Origin of the sequence: Serratia sp. CY40230 (assembly GCF_052168835.1) — a bacterium.
GTDB classification, from domain to species: domain Bacteria; phylum Pseudomonadota; class Gammaproteobacteria; order Enterobacterales; family Enterobacteriaceae; genus Serratia; species Serratia nematodiphila.
Genome location: NZ_JBJNLX010000006.1, coordinates 254,372 through 269,969 on the forward strand (window position 1 = coordinate 254,372; position 15,598 = coordinate 269,969).

Consider the following 15,598-nt stretch of genomic DNA (forward strand, 5'->3'; position numbering starts at 1 on the left):
CAGCCCCAACCGGGATCGGAGCCTGAAGAACTGTGTGGGGCGCGGCGAACCCGCGCCCCTGCGTTGTTAGTACAGCGCTTTACCTGAACTGTCTTTTACGTTGGTTTTCCAGGCCGCACGCACCTGCTCAACCACTTCTGCCGGCAGGGTGGCGTAATCCAGCTCGTTAGCTTGTTTTGCACCGGTTTTGTAGGCCCAGTCGAAGAACTTCAGCACTTCGGCGCCCTGAGCAGGGTTTTTCTGCTCTTTGTGCACCAGGATGAAGGTGGTGGAAGTGATTGGCCACACGTTGTCGCCTTTCTGGTCAGTCAGATCCTGAGCGAAGGTTTTGCTCCAATCCGCACCCTTGGCGGCGTTACTGAAGCTCTCTTCGGTCGGGCTGACCGGTTTGCCGTCGGCGGACACCAGTTTGGTGTAAGCCAGGTTGTTCTGCTTGGCGTAAGCGTATTCTACGTAGCCGATAGAGCCTGGCAGACGCTGAACGAAGGCGGCGATGCCGTCGTTGCCTTTACCGCCCAGACCGGTCGGCCAGTTAACGGTAGAACCGGCGCCAATCTTCTCTTTCCACTGCGCGTTGGCCTTGGACAGGTAGCTGGTGAACACGAACGAGGTGCCGGAACCGTCGGCGCGGCGCACCACGGCGATGTTCTGGTCAGGCAGTTTCACGCCAGGGTTCAGCTTGGTGATAGCCGGATCGTTCCATTTTTTGACGTTGCCCAGGTAGATATCACCCAGGGTTTTACCGTCCAGCGTCAGTTCGCCGGATTTGATGCCCGGGATATTCACGGCCAGCACCACGCCGCCGATCACGGTCGGGAACTGGAACAGGCCATCGGCCGCCAGCTTGTCGTCAGACAGCGGGGCGTCGGAGGCGCCAAAGTCAACGGTGTTGGCCACGATTTGCTTCACGCCGCCAGAGGAGCCGATGCCCTGATAGTTAACTTTATTGCCGGTTTCTTTCTGATAAGAATCTGCCCACTTGGCGTAAACCGGAGCGGGGAATGTCGCACCTGCACCGGTCAGGCTGGCAGCAGCGAACGCGGACACGGCGGTCAGGGAGAAGGTCGCTGCCACAATACTGGCGACGGTGGTACGCATCAGTTTCATAATCCCTCCTAATGGGATACTTAAAATCGACTTCGAGTCGTTTTAATCAGAGTAAGTATTGCTGCAGGAGGGAAAATAGGACAGTTTGGTGACAGAAAAATGTACGCAATATGACAGTTATATTACAGCGTATTTGATAGGTGTTTGTTTGTATGTAAATCAGAAGGTTAGCCGTGAAACAGCACATTTCCCAAGCAATAAAAAACCGGCTTGGCGCGGCCTATCCGCTTGAATATGACAACGTTTATCACCGAAACGGCAGCGCTGTCATCTTTAAGGTCACTCATGAAAAAAGCCGGCGCTAAGGCCGGCTTTTGCAGTTTACCTGTGACAAATTACTCTACGGTGACAGACTTCGCCAGGTTGCGCGGCTGGTCAACGTCGGTGCCCTTGATCAGCGCCACGTGGTAAGACAGCAGCTGCAACGGCACGGTGTAGAAGATCGGCGCAACGATTTCCTCGACGTGCGGCAGAGGAATGAGGGTCATGCCTTCGCTGCTGACGAAGCCGGCGTCCTGATCGGCGAACACGTACAGCTGGCCGCCGCGCGCGCGCACTTCTTCAATGTTGGACTTCAGCTTTTCCAGCAATTCGTTGTTGGGCGCCACCACAATCACCGGCATGTCGGCGTCGATCAGCGCCAGCGGGCCGTGTTTCAACTCGCCCGCCGCATAAGCTTCAGCGTGAATATAGGAGATCTCTTTCAGCTTCAGCGCCCCTTCCATGGCGATCGGATACTGATCGCCGCGGCCGAGGAACAGCGCATGGTGCTTGTCGGAGAAGCCTTCCGCCAGCGCTTCGATCTCTTTATCCATCGACAGCATCTGCTCGATACGCGCCGGCAGCGCCTGCAGACCATGCACGATCTCGTGCTCCACGCTTTCCGCCATGCCTTTCAGACGGCCCAGGCGCGCCACCAGCATCAACAGCACGGTGAGCTGCGTGGTGAAGGCTTTGGTCGAGGCTACGCCGATTTCCGTACCGGCTTTGGTCATCAGCGCCAGATCGGATTCGCGCACCAGCGAAGAGCCGGCAACGTTACAAACGGCCAGCGAACCGAGATAACCCAGCTCTTTGGACAGGCGCAGCGCCGCCAGGGTGTCGGCGGTTTCGCCGGACTGCGACAGAGTGATGATCAGGCTGCCCGGACGCACCGCCGATTTGCGGTAACGGAATTCGGACGCGATCTCGACATCGCATGGCACGCCGGCCAGCGCTTCGAACCAGTAACGCGCCACCATACCGGAGTGGTAAGACGTCCCACAGGCGATAATCTGCACGTGCTGCACCTTGGCGAGCAGCTCGTCGGCGTGCGGCCCCAGCTCACTCAGGTTGATTTGGCCATGACTGAAACGCCCTTCCAGGGTGTTTTTCAGCGCCAGCGGCTGTTCGTAAATCTCTTTTTGCATGTAGTGGCGATAAGCGCCCTTGTCGCCGGCGTCATACTGCACCTGGGATTCGATCTCAGGACGCTCGATGGCGTTGCCCTGTTTGTCGAAGATGTTGACGGTGCGGCGAGTCACTTCCACCACGTCGCCCTCTTCCAGGAAGATGAAGCGGCGGGTGACCGGCAGCAGCGCCAGCTGATCGGAAGCGATGAAGTTTTCCCCGACGCCGCGGCCGATAACCAGCGGGCTGCCGGAACGCGCCGCGACCAGCACGCTCGGATCGCGGCTGTCCATCACCACGGTGCCATAAGCGCCGCGCAGCTGCGGGATCACGCGCTGAACCACTTCCAGCAGCGTACCGCCTTGCAGTTGTTCCCAGTGCACCAGGTGCGCAATCACTTCGGTGTCGGTTTCAGAGCTGAAACGGTAACCGCGTTCAATCAGCAGTTCGCGTAGCGGCTCGTGGTTTTCGATGATGCCGTTATGCACCACGGTAATGTAGTCGGAAACATGCGGGTGCGCGTTCGCTTCGGTCGGTTCACCGTGCGTAGCCCAACGGGTGTGAGCGATGCCGGTACCGCCGTGCAGATCGGTTTGTTCCGCCGCTTCGGCCAGCTTTTGTACCTTGCCAACGCGACGCAGGCGACTGACGTTGCCTTTTTCATCGACCACCGCCAGACCAGCGGAGTCATAACCGCGGTACTCGAGACGACGTAAACCTTCCAACAGGATTTCTGCGATATCACGTTGCGCTACTGCGCCTACAATTCCACACATCAGTTATATTCCTAATGAACGCCCTTCATGGACGCTTTCGATGCCTTGACCTGATTTTTGCCGGTTTTTACCGTGCGTCCCCCGAGCCTGTAGATGGTGGGGGTTATTATGTTTTGTATTGGGCTCTGAACGGAGCCCAACGCAAAACACACTATGACTTCTTCTTCACCGGACGTTGCCAACCCTGAATGTGCACCTGCTTGACGCGGCTCAGCACCAGTTCGTTCTCGGCGATATCGCGCGTTACCGTGGTGCCGGCGGCGATGGTGGATCCTTTGCCGACCGACACCGGCGCCACCAGCTGAGTATCGGAACCGACGAATACGCCGTCGGCGATCAGCGTTTTGTGCTTGTTGGCGCCATCGTAGTTACAGGTGATGGTGCCGGCGCCGATATTCACGTCATCACCGATTTCGGCATCGCCCAGGTAGCTGAGGTGGCCGGCCTTGGAGCCTTTGCCCAGACGCGCCTTTTTCATTTCCACGAAGTTGCCGACGTGAGCCCCTTCCGCCAGCTCCGCGCCTGGGCGCAAGCGGGCGAACGGCCCCACCGTGCAGTCAGCTTCCAGCACGCTGTCTTCCAGCACGCTGTAAGGGCTGATCTCGCAGTTATCGCCAATCACGCAGTTTTTCAGCACACAGCCGGCGCCGATTTTCACCCGGTCGCCCAGCTTGACGTGACCTTCGATAATCACATTCGCATCAATAGTGATGTCACGGCCGTGAACAAGTTCCCCACGCAGATCGAAACGCGCCGGATCCAACAACATCACGCCGGCCAACAGCAGCTTTTCAGACTGTTCCGACTGGAATACGCGCTCCAGAGTCGCCAGCTGCAGACGGTTGTTTACACCTTCCACTTCACTTAAACGCGACGGGTGCACGGCTTCGATTTTCTTGCCGTCGGCATGGGCCAACGCAATGATATCGGTGATGTAAAACTCGCCCTGTGCGTTGTCGTTATTCAACATTCCCAGCCAGCGCTTCAGATCGCGCCCGTTCGCCACCAGGATGCCGGTATTGATCTCGTTGATCTGGCGCTGTGCCTCGCTGGCGTCCTTGTGTTCGACGATGCCCACCACGTTGCCCTGCTCACGCACGATGCGGCCGTAACCGCTCGGATCGTCCAGCTTGACCGTCAGCAGGCCGATGCCGCCCTGCGGCTTGGCCGCCAGCAGGCGTTGTAGCGTATCCACGGAGATTAACGGCACATCGCCGTACAGCATCAGCACGTCTTCATCGTCGGCAAAGTGCGGCGCGGCCTGCTGCATCGCATGGCCGGTACCCAGTTGCTCGGCCTGCAGCACCCAGTTCAGCGCGCCTTCGGTCAACGTGCTTTTCAACAGATCGCCGCCGTGGCCGTATACCAGATGAACCTGTTGCGCGCCCAGTTTCATCGCGGCATCAATGACGTGTTGCACCATCGGCTTGCCGGCCAACGGATGTAAGACCTTGGGAAGATCGGAATACATGCGTGTTCCCTTGCCCGCGGCGAGGATGACCACGCTCATTGCACTGTTCGACATAAGCAACCTGATAACTCCATTTTGATAGACGAAAGTAAAACCGTTTAGCGACGATATTACTACATATTTCTCTGCACGAACCCGGCGCAGGCCGCGTGGGCCTTGGTCTGCCGCTATCACGGCCAATTCGCCGTCGGAGCGAAAAAACTGTCGGCGATCGGCGACGTTTATTTCCCGATATCAGCGGTTATACACCACACCGCCCGCCGGGCTGAAATGCTTATTTTAAAGTAAAAAAAAAGCGACCCTATAGGCCGCTTTCTTAAAGTTGGGTGCCGGGCACCCAAACATTACATCGCTTTTCTGGTGAGCTCGATAACGCGCAGTTTTGCGATCGCTTTCGCCAGTTCAGCGGATGCCTGAGCATAGTCGACATCGCCATGAGAGCTGCGAATGTGTTCTTCAGCTTTACGCTTAGCTTCCAACGCTCTCGCTTCGTCGAGGTCAGTACCACGGATAGCAGTGTCCGCCAGCACGGTAACCACGCTCGGCTGCACCTCGAGGATGCCGCCGGACAGGTAGATGAACTCTTCTTCACCGTGCTGCTTAACAATACGCACCATGCCAGGCTTGATGGCAGTCAGCAGCGGCGCATGGCCAGGGAAGATCCCCAGTTCACCTTCGCTGCCTGTCACCTGGATCTTCTGCACCAGGCCGGAAAACATCTGTTTTTCCGCGCTGACTACATCCAGATGGTAAGTCATAGCCATATCACCCTCCTCTCAAGGCGTTACAGTTTCTTGGCTTTTTCCACTGCTTCTTCAATGGTGCCAACCATGTAGAACGCCTGCTCCGGCAGGTGGTCATAGTCGCCGTCCATAATGCCTTTGAAACCACGGATGGTGTCTTTCAGCGATACGAACTTGCCCGGAGAACCGGTGAAGACTTCTGCCACGAAGAACGGCTGAGACAGGAAACGTTGGATCTTACGCGCACGGGATACGACCAGTTTGTCTTCTTCAGACAGCTCGTCCATACCCAGGATCGCGATGATATCTTTCAGTTCCTGGTAGCGTTGCAGAATGGACTGCACGCCACGCGCTACGTCGTAGTGCTCCTGGCCAACAACCAGCGGATCCAGCTGACGGCTGGTGGAATCCAGCGGGTCAACGGCCGGGTAGATACCCAGAGAAGCGATGTTACGGCTCAGTACCACGGTTGCGTCCAAGTGCGCAAAGGTGGTGGCTGGTGACGGGTCAGTCAAGTCATCCGCAGGAACGTAAACGGCCTGTACGGAAGTGATGGAACCGGTCTTGGTCGAGGTGATACGTTCTTGCAGAACGCCCATCTCTTCCGCCAGCGTTGGCTGATAACCTACCGCGGATGGCATACGGCCCAGAAGTGCGGACACTTCGGTACCGGCCAGGGTGTAACGGTAGATGTTGTCAACGAACAGCAGTACGTCACGGCCTTCGTCACGGAATTTCTCCGCCATGGTCAGACCGGTCAGCGCAACGCGCAGACGGTTACCTGGTGGCTCGTTCATCTGGCCGTAAACCAGGGATACTTTGTCCAGAACGTTGGAGTCGGTCATTTCGTGGTAGAAGTCGTTACCCTCACGAGTACGCTCGCCCACGCCCGCAAACACGGAATAACCGGAGTGCTCGATCGCGATGTTACGGATCAGCTCCATCATGTTTACGGTTTTACCTACGCCCGCACCGCCGAACAGACCGACTTTACCGCCCTTGGCGAATGGACAAATCAGGTCCATTACCTTGATACCGGTTTCCAGCAATTCCTGGGAGCTGGACAGCTCTTCGTAGCTTGGCGCCGCGCGGTGAATCGCCCAGCGCTCTTCTTCGCCGATGTCGCCTTTCATGTCGATCGGTTGACCCAATACGTTCATGATACGGCCCAGGGTAGCTTTACCCACCGGCACTTCAATCGGGTGGTCCAGGTTGTTCACTTTCAGACCGCGACGCAGACCGTCGGAGGTCCCCATTGCGATACAGCGAACCACGCCACCGCCCAGCTGTTGCTGAACTTCCAACACCAGTTTTTCGGTGCCGTTTTCTACCTCAAGGGCGTCGTACACTTTCGGTACGGCATCCTGAGGGAACTCGACGTCCACCACGGCGCCGATTACCTGGATAATCTTTCCAGTAGCCATCTTGAATCCTCTACGTAATTCGTAAACCTAGCTTAAACCGCGGAGGCTCCCGAAACGATCTCGGTGAGTTCCTGAGTGATGCTGGCCTGACGCGCCTTGTTGTATACCAACTGCAGCTCTTTGATCAGGCTACCGCCGTTATCGGTTGCGGCTTTCATCGCGACCATTCGTGCGGCCTGCTCGCTGGCCAGGTTTTCCACGACGCCCTGATAAACCTGCGACTCCACATAGCGGCGCAGCAAGGTATCAAGCAGCACTTTTGGATCGGGTTCATACAGGTAATCCCAAGGCGTTTTCTTCAGCTCTTCGTCATCGGCTGGCGGTAACGGCAGCAGCTGAAGCACCTGCGGCTCTTGGGACATCGTATTAACAAATTTGTTGCTGACAATGTACAGCTTGTCCAAACGACCTTCGTCGTAGGCCTGCAGCATCACTTTCACCGGCCCGATCAGATCCGACAGGGAAGGTTTGTCCCCCATGCCGGTCACCTGGGCAACCACGTTGCCGCCCACGGAACCAAAGAAAGAGGCCGCTTTAGAGCCAATCAGCGCCAAATCGGTTTCGACGCCTTTTTCGGACCAGGCTTTCATCTCCGCCAGCAGCTTTTTGAACAGGTTGATGTTCAAGCCGCCGCAGAGACCACGGTCAGTAGACACCACCAGATACCCGACGCGCTTAACGTCACGCTCATCCAGGTACGGGTGCTTGTACTCCAGATTCCCTAACGCAAGGTGACCAATCACTTTGCGCATGGTCTCTGCATAAGGACGGCTGGCCGCCATGCGATCCTGCGATTTACGCATTTTGGAGGCGGCGACCATTTCCATCGCTTTAGTGATCTTTTGCGTGTTTTGCACGCTAGCGATCTTACTACGTATCTCTTTTGCGCCGGCCATCTCTGCTTCTCCTCAGTGCCAGACGGCCTGCTGTCTTTCAACAGCAGGACCGTTCGGCGTTACCAGGACTGGGTTTTCTTGAAGGTCTCGAGGATGTCTTTCAACTTGCCCTCGATCTCATCATTGAAGTTGCCAGTTTGGTTGATGTGGTTCAGCAGTTCGGCGTGCTCGCGGTCCGCATAGGCGACCAGCGCGGCTTCGAAGCTCACCACTTTGGCGACTTCGACGTCGTTCAGGTAACCGCGTTCTGCGGCAAACAGCACCAGAGACTGTTGTGCAACCGACATCGGCGCATACTGTTTCTGTTTCAGCAGCTCGGTCACTTTCTGACCGTGGCTCAGCTGTTTGCGGGTCGCGTCGTCCAGATCGGAGGCGAACTGGGAGAACGCAGCCAGTTCACGATACTGCGCCAGCGCGGTACGGATACCACCGGACAGTTTCTTCATGATCTTGGTCTGCGCGGCGCCACCAACACGGGATACGGAGATACCCGGGTTAACTGCCGGACGAATACCGGAGTTGAACAGGTTGGATTCCAGGAAGATCTGACCATCGGTAATCGAGATTACGTTGGTCGGAACGAACGCGGAAACGTCACCCGCCTGGGTTTCAATGATCGGCAGAGCGGTCAGTGAACCGGTTTGGCCTTTAACTTCACCTTTGGTGAAGGCTTCAACGTATTCGGCGTTGACGCGCGCTGCGCGCTCCAGCAAGCGGGAGTGCAGGTAGAATACGTCGCCTGGGTAAGCTTCACGACCTGGCGGACGACGAAGCAGCAGGGAAATCTGGCGGTAAGCAACGGCCTGTTTGGACAGGTCATCGTACACGATCAGCGCGTCTTCACCGCGGTCACGGAAGTATTCGCCCATTGCGCAACCGGCGTATGGCGCCAGGTATTGCAGTGCAGCGGATTCGGAAGCGGTCGCCACCACTACGATGGTGTTGGCCAGTGCGCCGTGCTCTTCCAGTTTGCGCACCACGTTAGCGATGGTAGACGCTTTCTGGCCGATAGCCACGTAAACACATTTGATGCCGGAGTCGCGTTGGTTGATGATCGCATCGATCGCCAGCGCGGTTTTACCGGTCTGACGGTCACCGATCACCAGCTCACGCTGGCCACGGCCGATTGGAATCATGGCGTCAACGGATTTGTAGCCAGTCTGAACCGGCTGATCAACGGACTGACGCTCGATAACGCCTGGCGCGATAGCTTCTACCGGAGAGAAGCCGTCGTTCTCAATCGGGCCTTTGCCGTCGATTGGTGCGCCCAGGGTGTTAACGACGCGGCCCAGCAGACCACGACCGACAGGAACTTCCAGGATACGGCCGGTGCATTTCACCTTCATGCCTTCGGCCAGATCCGCGTACGGACCCATGACCACGGCACCAACGGAGTCGCGCTCCAGGTTCAATGCGATTGCGTAACGGTTGCCAGGCAGCGCGATCATTTCGCCCTGCATAACTTCGGCCAGGCCGTGTACGCGGATGATCCCGTCACTGACGGAAACGATAGTACCTTCATTGTGAGCTTCGCTCACTACATTGAACTGAGCAATGCGCTGCTTGATCAGTTCGCTGATTTCGGTGGAATTCAGTTGCATGCTCCAGTCCCCTTAAGACTGCAAGACGTCTGTCAGGCGTTCAAGACGACCGCGAACGCTGCCATCAATCACCATATCGCCGGCGCGAACAACGATGCCGGCCAGTACAGACTTGTCAATTTTGCAATTCAGCTTAACTTTGCGTGACAGACGTTTTTCCATCGCAGCGGCGATTTTCGCCTGCTGTTCGTCGTTCAGCGCGCTCGCAGAGAGCACTTCGACTTCGACGGTGGATTCCAGCGAGGCGCGCAGTTCGATGAACTGCTGCAGCACGGCAGGAAGAACCAGTAAACGTCCATTTTCGGCCATTACACGGATAAAGTTCTGGCCATGTTCGTCGAGCCGATCGCCACAAACCGCGATGAACGTCTTGGACAGCGTTTCTGGCGCAACCGCGCCAGACAGCAGTTCAGAAATCTGTTCATTGCGAGTGACTTCAGCCGCAAACGCCAGCATTTCCTGCCAGCGCTCTACGCTTTGGTGCTCAACGGCAAAGTCAAAAGCTGCTTTGGCGTAGGGGCGAGCTACAGTTACAAATTCAGACATCAGCCCCTCCCTCCTTACAGTTCAGCGACCAGTTTATCAACGATGTCGCTGTTAGCAGCTTCATCCACGGAACGTTCGATGATCTTCTCGGCGCCGGCAATTGCCAGCATCGCGACTTGCTTACGCAACTCTTCACGAGCGCGCTTACGTTCGGCTTCGATCTCAGCCTGAGCCTGCGCCACGATTTTGTTACGTTCCTGCTCGGCTTCGGCTTTCGCTTCATCCATGATCTGAGCTTTGCGTTTGTTCGCTTGCTCGATGATCACCTGAGCTTCTGCTTTGGCAGTTTTCAGCTGGTCGGTCGCATTGGCTTGCGCTAAGTCCAGATCTTTTTTGGCACGCTCTGCAGAAGCGAGGCCGTCAGCGATTTCTTTCTGACGCTTCTCGATGGCAGCCATGATCGGCGGCCATACGTACTTCATGCAGAACCAGACAAACAGAACGAACGCGATGGCCTGGCCGAGGATTGTTGCGTTAAGATTCACAGCACAATGCCTCTTTAAAAGTTAATAGTTTGGTTACGTCGTAGAGGGTTGCTCTACTTACGCGACGGCGAACATCACGTACAGACCCAGACCTACAGCGATCATCGGGATGGCGTCGACCAGACCCATAACGATAAAGAACTGTGTACGCAGCAGAGGAATCAGGTCAGGCTGACGAGCAGCGCCTTCCAAGAATTTACCACCCAGGATGCCGATACCGATCGCAGCACCGATTGCCGCTAAACCCATCATCACAGCGGCAGCCATGTACAGCAGATCCATACTCAGGTTTTCCATGACAGTCTCCAGTTTGTTTCAGTTTAAAAGTGCAAGTGTTTTAAGAAAATCAGTGCTCTTCAGACGCCATCGACAGATAGACGATCGTCAGAACCATGAAAATAAAGGCTTGAAGCGTAATGATCAGGATGTGGAAGATAGCCCAAGGCAAGCTCAGGACCCACTGTGACCACCACGGCAACAGGCCGGCAATCAGGATGAAGATCAACTCACCCGCATACATGTTGCCGAACAGTCGCAGACCCAGTGAAACAGGTTTGGACAGCAGGCTGACACCTTCAAGAATCAGGTTGATAGGAATGAATACAGGGTGGTTGAACGGCTGCATGGTCAACTCTTTAACAAACCCGCCAACGCCTTTCATTTTGATGCTATAGAACAGAATCAGGATAAACACGCCCAGCGCCATCGACAGCGTGACGTTCACATCGGCGGTAGGCACCACGCGCAGCGCAGGCAGGCCGAGGATGTGTTCGCCAACATAAGGCAGGAAGTCGATGGGCAGCAGGTCCATCAAGTTCATCAGGAACACCCAGACGAACACGGTCAGCGCCAGCGGCGCAATCACCTTGCTCTTGCCGTGGTACATGTCGCGCACGCTGCTGTCGACGAAACCGACCACCAGCTCCACGGCGGTTTGCAGTTTACCCGGCACGCCGCTGGTGGCGTTTTTGGCCACTTTGCGGAAGATCACCAGGAAAAGCGCCCCGAGGACGACGGAGAAAAACATCGAGTCGATGTTGATCGACCAGAACCCAGTCCCGACCTGAAGCTGCGTCAGGTGGTGACCGATATACTCCTGTGGAGTCAAGACTTCTCCTGCAGACATGATGCCTCTTACCCTTATTTAGTTAAGTTCGGTAACTGTTAATCACGGCCGGTGCCACTATCTGCACCACTAACACCGCTAAATAGGTCAGGCCAAGCGGTATAAACTCCGCCTTGAACACCCCCAGCGCCACGATCAGCAAAACGATGGTGATCACGACCTTTAGCCCCTCGCCGATGGCGAACGACCAGGCAACCCTACCGGGCGCCGGCGTTTGCGCCTGATGGCGCAAGGCAAACAGCATAAACATTGCACTCGGCAACCAGGCGGCGAGACCGCCTGCCAACGCCGAAGCGCTCCATTCCGGGCTTTTCAGCCAGAAAGCAACGCTGATCAGAACAAAAGTCATTAACTGCAAAAACAGCAGTTTGCGTGCGACTTTCCCGCTGTAAAGGGACACAGACATGACGTTTGTTCTCTCCGTACCCCAGAGGGGGTATGCTGAGTGACGTATACAACTGTTTTTGCTGTCCTGAGTCAAGCAGCAAAAAACGAGCAAATTATACGGGGCATACCAACGAATTCAATCGATAAGTAGCGAAAAGGTGAACAATTATTTAAATTTCCCTATTCCAGCCTATTTTCACAAGAAAACGGTCGGAATAATAGGGCGCATTTAATTGTCTGATTATTCCAGCGTTGCGTTTAGAAACGCGAAGCCGATCACAGTAATGTCCCTTCCTGATTTATAGCCGATGGTCAACCAAACCGTCTTTAGCAATTTGAGCGATCAAAAAATTATATAAATCAAAACATTACTAGTTAACTGTTCAAAAACAATCCGTATACCCGATGAAAACCTTTTATTGACAAGCAGCGGGGCAATATTCCAACAGCCAATTAACATTAGCAGCAAACGCCAATCTTTCGCACATGATTGCTAACGTGACTATTTCTAAATGCAATTACTCTATTGTCGCTAATTAGCCGCGTTTTTTGTGTTAATAGAAAGTAAATTAACTAAAAAAAGCGACCAACTAATTAGCCTGCTTACCTTTCTACTGGGTACGACCTTTAATTCACGCTTGTTTGATCAAAAGCAAACTCAGTTTGCCTTAAGAATCACCAGATGACGTTCGCCTTCCAGTTCAGGCACCTGCAGCCGCACGATAGACTCCAGGCTAACGCCAGCCGGCAGCTGCGTCAGTTCTTCATCCGGGCGCACGCCTTTCAACGCGTAAAAACGCCCCTGCCCTTTCGCCGGCAGATGATGGCACCAGGACAGCATATCCTGCAGCGAAGCGAATGCCCGGCTGATCACGCCATCGAACGGTGGCTCGGCCGGAAACGCTTCGACGCGGCTCTGCACCGGCTCGATATTGTTCAGGCCCAGCTCATGCTGCACCTGGCGCAGGAAACGCACGCGCTTGCCCAGGCTGTCGAGCAGCGTGAAATACGCGTCCGGGCGCACAATCGCCAGCGGAATGCCCGGCAAGCCGGGGCCGGTGCCGACATCGATAAAACGCGAGCCCTGCAGATGCGGATTGACCACAATACTGTCGAGGATGTGGCGCACCAGCATTTGCTGCGGATCGCGCACCGACGTGAGGTTATAAGCCTTGTTCCACTTATCCAGCATGCCGACATAGCCCAGCAGCTGCTGTTTCTGCTGATCGGGCAGCTCAATGCCTGCTGCCGCGAGCAGCGAGTCTAATTTTTTTTGCACAACGGATCCTCTGGCAGGCGCTGAACGACCAGCGGATGGTTAGCTGGCGCAATGAGGCGACTATGATAATTCAGGGCGCAAGTGATGTCAGCGGCCGTTTGGCTACGGGTTGAGCAAACGGCCGCCTGGATGCGGGATTTATGCGCTGCGGCGCAGCAGTCCCTGCTTTTTCAGCCAGATCAGCAAAATCGAGATCGCCGCCGGTGTAATGCCGGAGATGCGCGAAGCCTGGCCGATGGAGTTCGGTTTGTGATCGTTCAGCTTGGCGATCACTTCGTTCGACAGTCCCGAAACCTGACGGTAGTCAAGATCCAGCGGCAGCACGGTATTCTCGTTGCGCTGTTGTTTTTCGATCTCTTCCTGCTGGCGAGCGATGTAGCCTTCGTATTTGACCTGGATCTCGACCTGCTCGGCGGCTTGTACGTCGTCCAACGGCGGCGCGAAGGCGTCGATGCCGGTCAACTGCGCGTAATCCATCTCAGGACGGCGCAGCAACTCTTCGCCGTTCGCTTCACGCGACAGCGGCGCTTTCAGCAACGCATTGACCTGTTCGACGTTCTCGGCGTGCGGATGCATCCAGATGTCGCGCAGGCGTTGACGTTCACGTTCGATTCGCTCCAGCTTCTCGCTGTAACGCGCCCAGCGCACGTCGTCCACCAGACCGAGTTCACGGCCTTTTTCCGTCAGGCGGAGATCGGCGTTGTCTTCGCGCAGCATCAGACGATACTCGGCGCGTGAGGTAAACATGCGGTACGGTTCTTTGGTGCCGAGGGTGCTGAGATCGTCCACCAGCACGCCGAGGTAGGCCTGATCGCGACGTGGCGCCCAGCCCTCTTGTTCATCGGCGAAGCGCCCGGCGTTCAGACCGGCCAGTAACCCCTGTGCGGCGGCTTCTTCATAGCCGGTGGTGCCGTTGATCTGGCCGGCGAAGAACAGGCCCTGAATAAATTTGCTTTCCAGCGTCGGTTTCAGATCGCGTGGATCGAAGAAATCGTACTCGATGGCATAACCAGGGCGAATAATACGCGCGTTCTGCATCCCTTCCATTGAACGGACGATCTGCATCTGCACGTCGAACGGCAAGCTGGTGGAGATCCCGTTAGGGTAAATCTCGTTGCTGGTCAGGCCTTCCGGCTCAAGGAAGATCTGGTGCGCGTTGCGATCGGCAAAACGCATGACCTTGTCTTCGATCGACGGACAGTAACGTGGGCCGATCCCTTCGATGATCCCGGCATACATCGGGCTGCGATCGAGGTTATTGCGGATCACGTCATGGGTTTTTTCATTGGTGTGGGTGATGTAGCACGCCATTTGTTCCGGGTGCTGGCTGGCATCGCCCAGGAACGAGAATACCGGCACCGGCGTATCGCCGTGTTGAGGTGCCAATACGCTGAAATCGATAGTGCGGGCGTCGATACGCGGCGGCGTACCGGTTTTCAAGCGGTTAACGCGCAGCGGCAGTTCACGCAAACGCTGCGACAGCGAGATCGAAGGAGGATCCCCGGCGCGGCCGCCGCTGTAATTTTCCAGGCCGATATGGATCTTGCCGTCCAGGAAGGTGCCTACGGTCAATACCACCGCCTTGGCGCGGAATTTCAGGCCCATTTGGGTGACGGCGCCCACGACGCGATCGTTTTCGACGATCAGATCCTCAACCGGCTGTTGGAAGATCATCAGATTGGGCTGATTCTCCAGCGCGGTACGGATCGCCTGGCGATACAGTACGCGATCCGCCTGAGCGCGAGTGGCGCGAACAGCAGGGCCTTTGCTGGCGTTTAGTATCCTAAACTGTATGCCGGCGTGGTCGATCGCTGTCGCCATCAGGCCGCCGAGTGCATCAATTTCCTTAACCAGATGCCCTTTACCAATACCGCCAATCGCCGGGTTACAGGACATCTGTCCCAGCGTGTCGATATTGTGTGTCAATAATAAAGTCTGACGTCCCATGCGCGCCGCGGCCATGGCGGCCTCGGTACCTGCATGGCCACCACCGATGATGATGACGTCAAATTGATCTGGATAAAACATGGAACTGCACCTCGCCGTATTGCGAACGATCGTATTTGCCCTGGGGTCGGGGATTCTACTCAAGTTTAGACGATCGACCAAGTGGTCAGGATCGTCGGTAATTAAAAGAAGATCTTTTTTATTTAAAGATCTCTTTATTAGATCTCTTATTAGGATCGCGATCCTCTGTGGATAAGTGACTATTCACGATGAAGATCAGCAGATTAAGGAGGATCGTTTGCTGTGAATGATCGGTGATCCCGACGCAGATAAGCTGGGATCTAAAAGGCTTGTTATACACAGGACAAAAAGCGCTCTACGGTTGTTATTGGGATAACTACGGCTTTTACCCTGCTTTTAA

At 55.8% G+C, this 15,598-nt stretch carries 14 protein-coding genes; all 14 read right to left on the bottom strand.

What is annotated here, in order from left to right:
* Nucleotides 1–66 precede the first annotated feature (66 nt).
* Nucleotides 67–1,107 (bottom strand): phosphate ABC transporter substrate-binding protein PstS, encoded by a 1,041-nt coding sequence (gene pstS / locus ACJ8IJ_RS21410; RefSeq protein WP_004933819.1) that lies wholly within the window; start codon nt 1,105–1,107, stop codon nt 67–69.
* Between the two features lie 335 nt (nt 1,108–1,442).
* Nucleotides 1,443–3,272 carry a glutamine--fructose-6-phosphate transaminase (isomerizing) gene (glmS, locus tag ACJ8IJ_RS21415; protein ID WP_004933817.1) on the bottom strand — a complete coding sequence of 610 codons (1,830 nt, stop codon included), beginning with the start codon at nt 3,270–3,272 and terminating at the stop codon, nt 1,443–1,445.
* 151 nt (nt 3,273–3,423) lie between these two features.
* On the bottom strand, nt 3,424–4,797 hold the full coding sequence (gene glmU, locus ACJ8IJ_RS21420; RefSeq protein WP_442518862.1) for a bifunctional UDP-N-acetylglucosamine diphosphorylase/glucosamine-1-phosphate N-acetyltransferase GlmU: 1,374 nt from the start codon (nt 4,795–4,797) through the stop codon (nt 3,424–3,426).
* A gap of 290 nt (nt 4,798–5,087) precedes the next feature.
* Nucleotides 5,088–5,507 carry a F0F1 ATP synthase subunit epsilon gene (locus ACJ8IJ_RS21425; RefSeq protein ID WP_004933814.1) on the bottom strand — a complete coding sequence of 140 codons (420 nt, stop codon included), beginning with the start codon at nt 5,505–5,507 and terminating at the stop codon, nt 5,088–5,090.
* Nucleotides 5,508–5,527: 20 nt separating this feature from the next.
* Nucleotides 5,528–6,910, bottom strand: a complete 1,383-nt coding sequence (gene atpD, locus ACJ8IJ_RS21430; RefSeq protein ID WP_004933813.1) for a F0F1 ATP synthase subunit beta — start codon at nt 6,908–6,910, stop codon at nt 5,528–5,530.
* Between the two features lie 32 nt (nt 6,911–6,942).
* On the bottom strand, nt 6,943–7,806 hold the full coding sequence (gene atpG / locus ACJ8IJ_RS21435) for a F0F1 ATP synthase subunit gamma (RefSeq protein ID WP_004933811.1): 864 nt from the start codon (nt 7,804–7,806) through the stop codon (nt 6,943–6,945).
* A gap of 59 nt (nt 7,807–7,865) precedes the next feature.
* Nucleotides 7,866–9,407, bottom strand: coding sequence for a F0F1 ATP synthase subunit alpha (gene atpA, locus ACJ8IJ_RS21440; RefSeq protein WP_004933808.1), 1,542 nt, complete (start codon nt 9,405–9,407; stop codon nt 7,866–7,868).
* 12 nt (nt 9,408–9,419) lie between these two features.
* Nucleotides 9,420–9,953 (bottom strand): F0F1 ATP synthase subunit delta, encoded by a 534-nt coding sequence (gene atpH, locus ACJ8IJ_RS21445; protein ID WP_004933806.1) that lies wholly within the window; start codon nt 9,951–9,953, stop codon nt 9,420–9,422.
* A gap of 14 nt (nt 9,954–9,967) precedes the next feature.
* Nucleotides 9,968–10,438, bottom strand: a complete 471-nt coding sequence (atpF, locus tag ACJ8IJ_RS21450; RefSeq protein ID WP_004933804.1) for a F0F1 ATP synthase subunit B — start codon at nt 10,436–10,438, stop codon at nt 9,968–9,970.
* 57 nt (nt 10,439–10,495) lie between these two features.
* Nucleotides 10,496–10,735, bottom strand: coding sequence for a F0F1 ATP synthase subunit C (gene atpE / locus ACJ8IJ_RS21455; protein WP_004093904.1), 240 nt, complete (start codon nt 10,733–10,735; stop codon nt 10,496–10,498).
* Between the two features lie 49 nt (nt 10,736–10,784).
* Nucleotides 10,785–11,564, bottom strand: a complete 780-nt coding sequence (gene atpB / locus ACJ8IJ_RS21460) for a F0F1 ATP synthase subunit A (RefSeq protein WP_015376132.1) — start codon at nt 11,562–11,564, stop codon at nt 10,785–10,787.
* Nucleotides 11,565–11,586: 22 nt separating this feature from the next.
* Nucleotides 11,587–11,970: a F0F1 ATP synthase subunit I gene (gene atpI, locus ACJ8IJ_RS21465; protein WP_004933796.1), complete on the bottom strand. Its 384-nt coding sequence runs from the start codon at nt 11,968–11,970 to the stop codon at nt 11,587–11,589.
* A gap of 639 nt (nt 11,971–12,609) precedes the next feature.
* Nucleotides 12,610–13,230: a 16S rRNA (guanine(527)-N(7))-methyltransferase RsmG gene (rsmG, locus tag ACJ8IJ_RS21470; RefSeq protein ID WP_442518861.1), complete on the bottom strand. Its 621-nt coding sequence runs from the start codon at nt 13,228–13,230 to the stop codon at nt 12,610–12,612.
* A gap of 138 nt (nt 13,231–13,368) precedes the next feature.
* Nucleotides 13,369–15,258, bottom strand: coding sequence for a tRNA uridine-5-carboxymethylaminomethyl(34) synthesis enzyme MnmG (gene mnmG, locus ACJ8IJ_RS21475; RefSeq protein WP_044030154.1), 1,890 nt, complete (start codon nt 15,256–15,258; stop codon nt 13,369–13,371).
* Nucleotides 15,259–15,598 lie beyond the last annotated feature (340 nt).

What these genes read in the sequence shown, in the direction of transcription:
- atpE (WP_004093904.1), bottom strand. Translation starts at nt 10,735, where the DNA reads ATGGAAAACCTGAGTATGGATCTGCTGTACATGGCTGCCGCTGTGATG.
- ACJ8IJ_RS21425 (WP_004933814.1), bottom strand. Translation starts at nt 5,507, where the DNA reads ATGGCTATGACTTACCATCTGGATGTAGTCAGCGCGGAAAAACAGATG.
- atpI (WP_004933796.1), bottom strand. Translation starts at nt 11,970, where the DNA reads ATGTCTGTGTCCCTTTACAGCGGGAAAGTCGCACGCAAACTGCTGTTT.
- mnmG (WP_044030154.1), bottom strand. Translation starts at nt 15,258, where the DNA reads ATGTTTTATCCAGATCAATTTGACGTCATCATCATCGGTGGTGGCCAT.
- atpG (WP_004933811.1), bottom strand. Translation starts at nt 7,806, where the DNA reads ATGGCCGGCGCAAAAGAGATACGTAGTAAGATCGCTAGCGTGCAAAAC.
- atpD (WP_004933813.1), bottom strand. Translation starts at nt 6,910, where the DNA reads ATGGCTACTGGAAAGATTATCCAGGTAATCGGCGCCGTGGTGGACGTC.
- atpA (WP_004933808.1), bottom strand. Translation starts at nt 9,407, where the DNA reads ATGCAACTGAATTCCACCGAAATCAGCGAACTGATCAAGCAGCGCATT.
- atpH (WP_004933806.1), bottom strand. Translation starts at nt 9,953, where the DNA reads ATGTCTGAATTTGTAACTGTAGCTCGCCCCTACGCCAAAGCAGCTTTT.
- pstS (WP_004933819.1), bottom strand. Translation starts at nt 1,107, where the DNA reads ATGAAACTGATGCGTACCACCGTCGCCAGTATTGTGGCAGCGACCTTC.
- glmS (WP_004933817.1), bottom strand. Translation starts at nt 3,272, where the DNA reads ATGTGTGGAATTGTAGGCGCAGTAGCGCAACGTGATATCGCAGAAATC.
- glmU (WP_442518862.1), bottom strand. Translation starts at nt 4,797, where the DNA reads ATGTCGAACAGTGCAATGAGCGTGGTCATCCTCGCCGCGGGCAAGGGA.
- atpB (WP_015376132.1), bottom strand. Translation starts at nt 11,564, where the DNA reads ATGTCTGCAGGAGAAGTCTTGACTCCACAGGAGTATATCGGTCACCAC.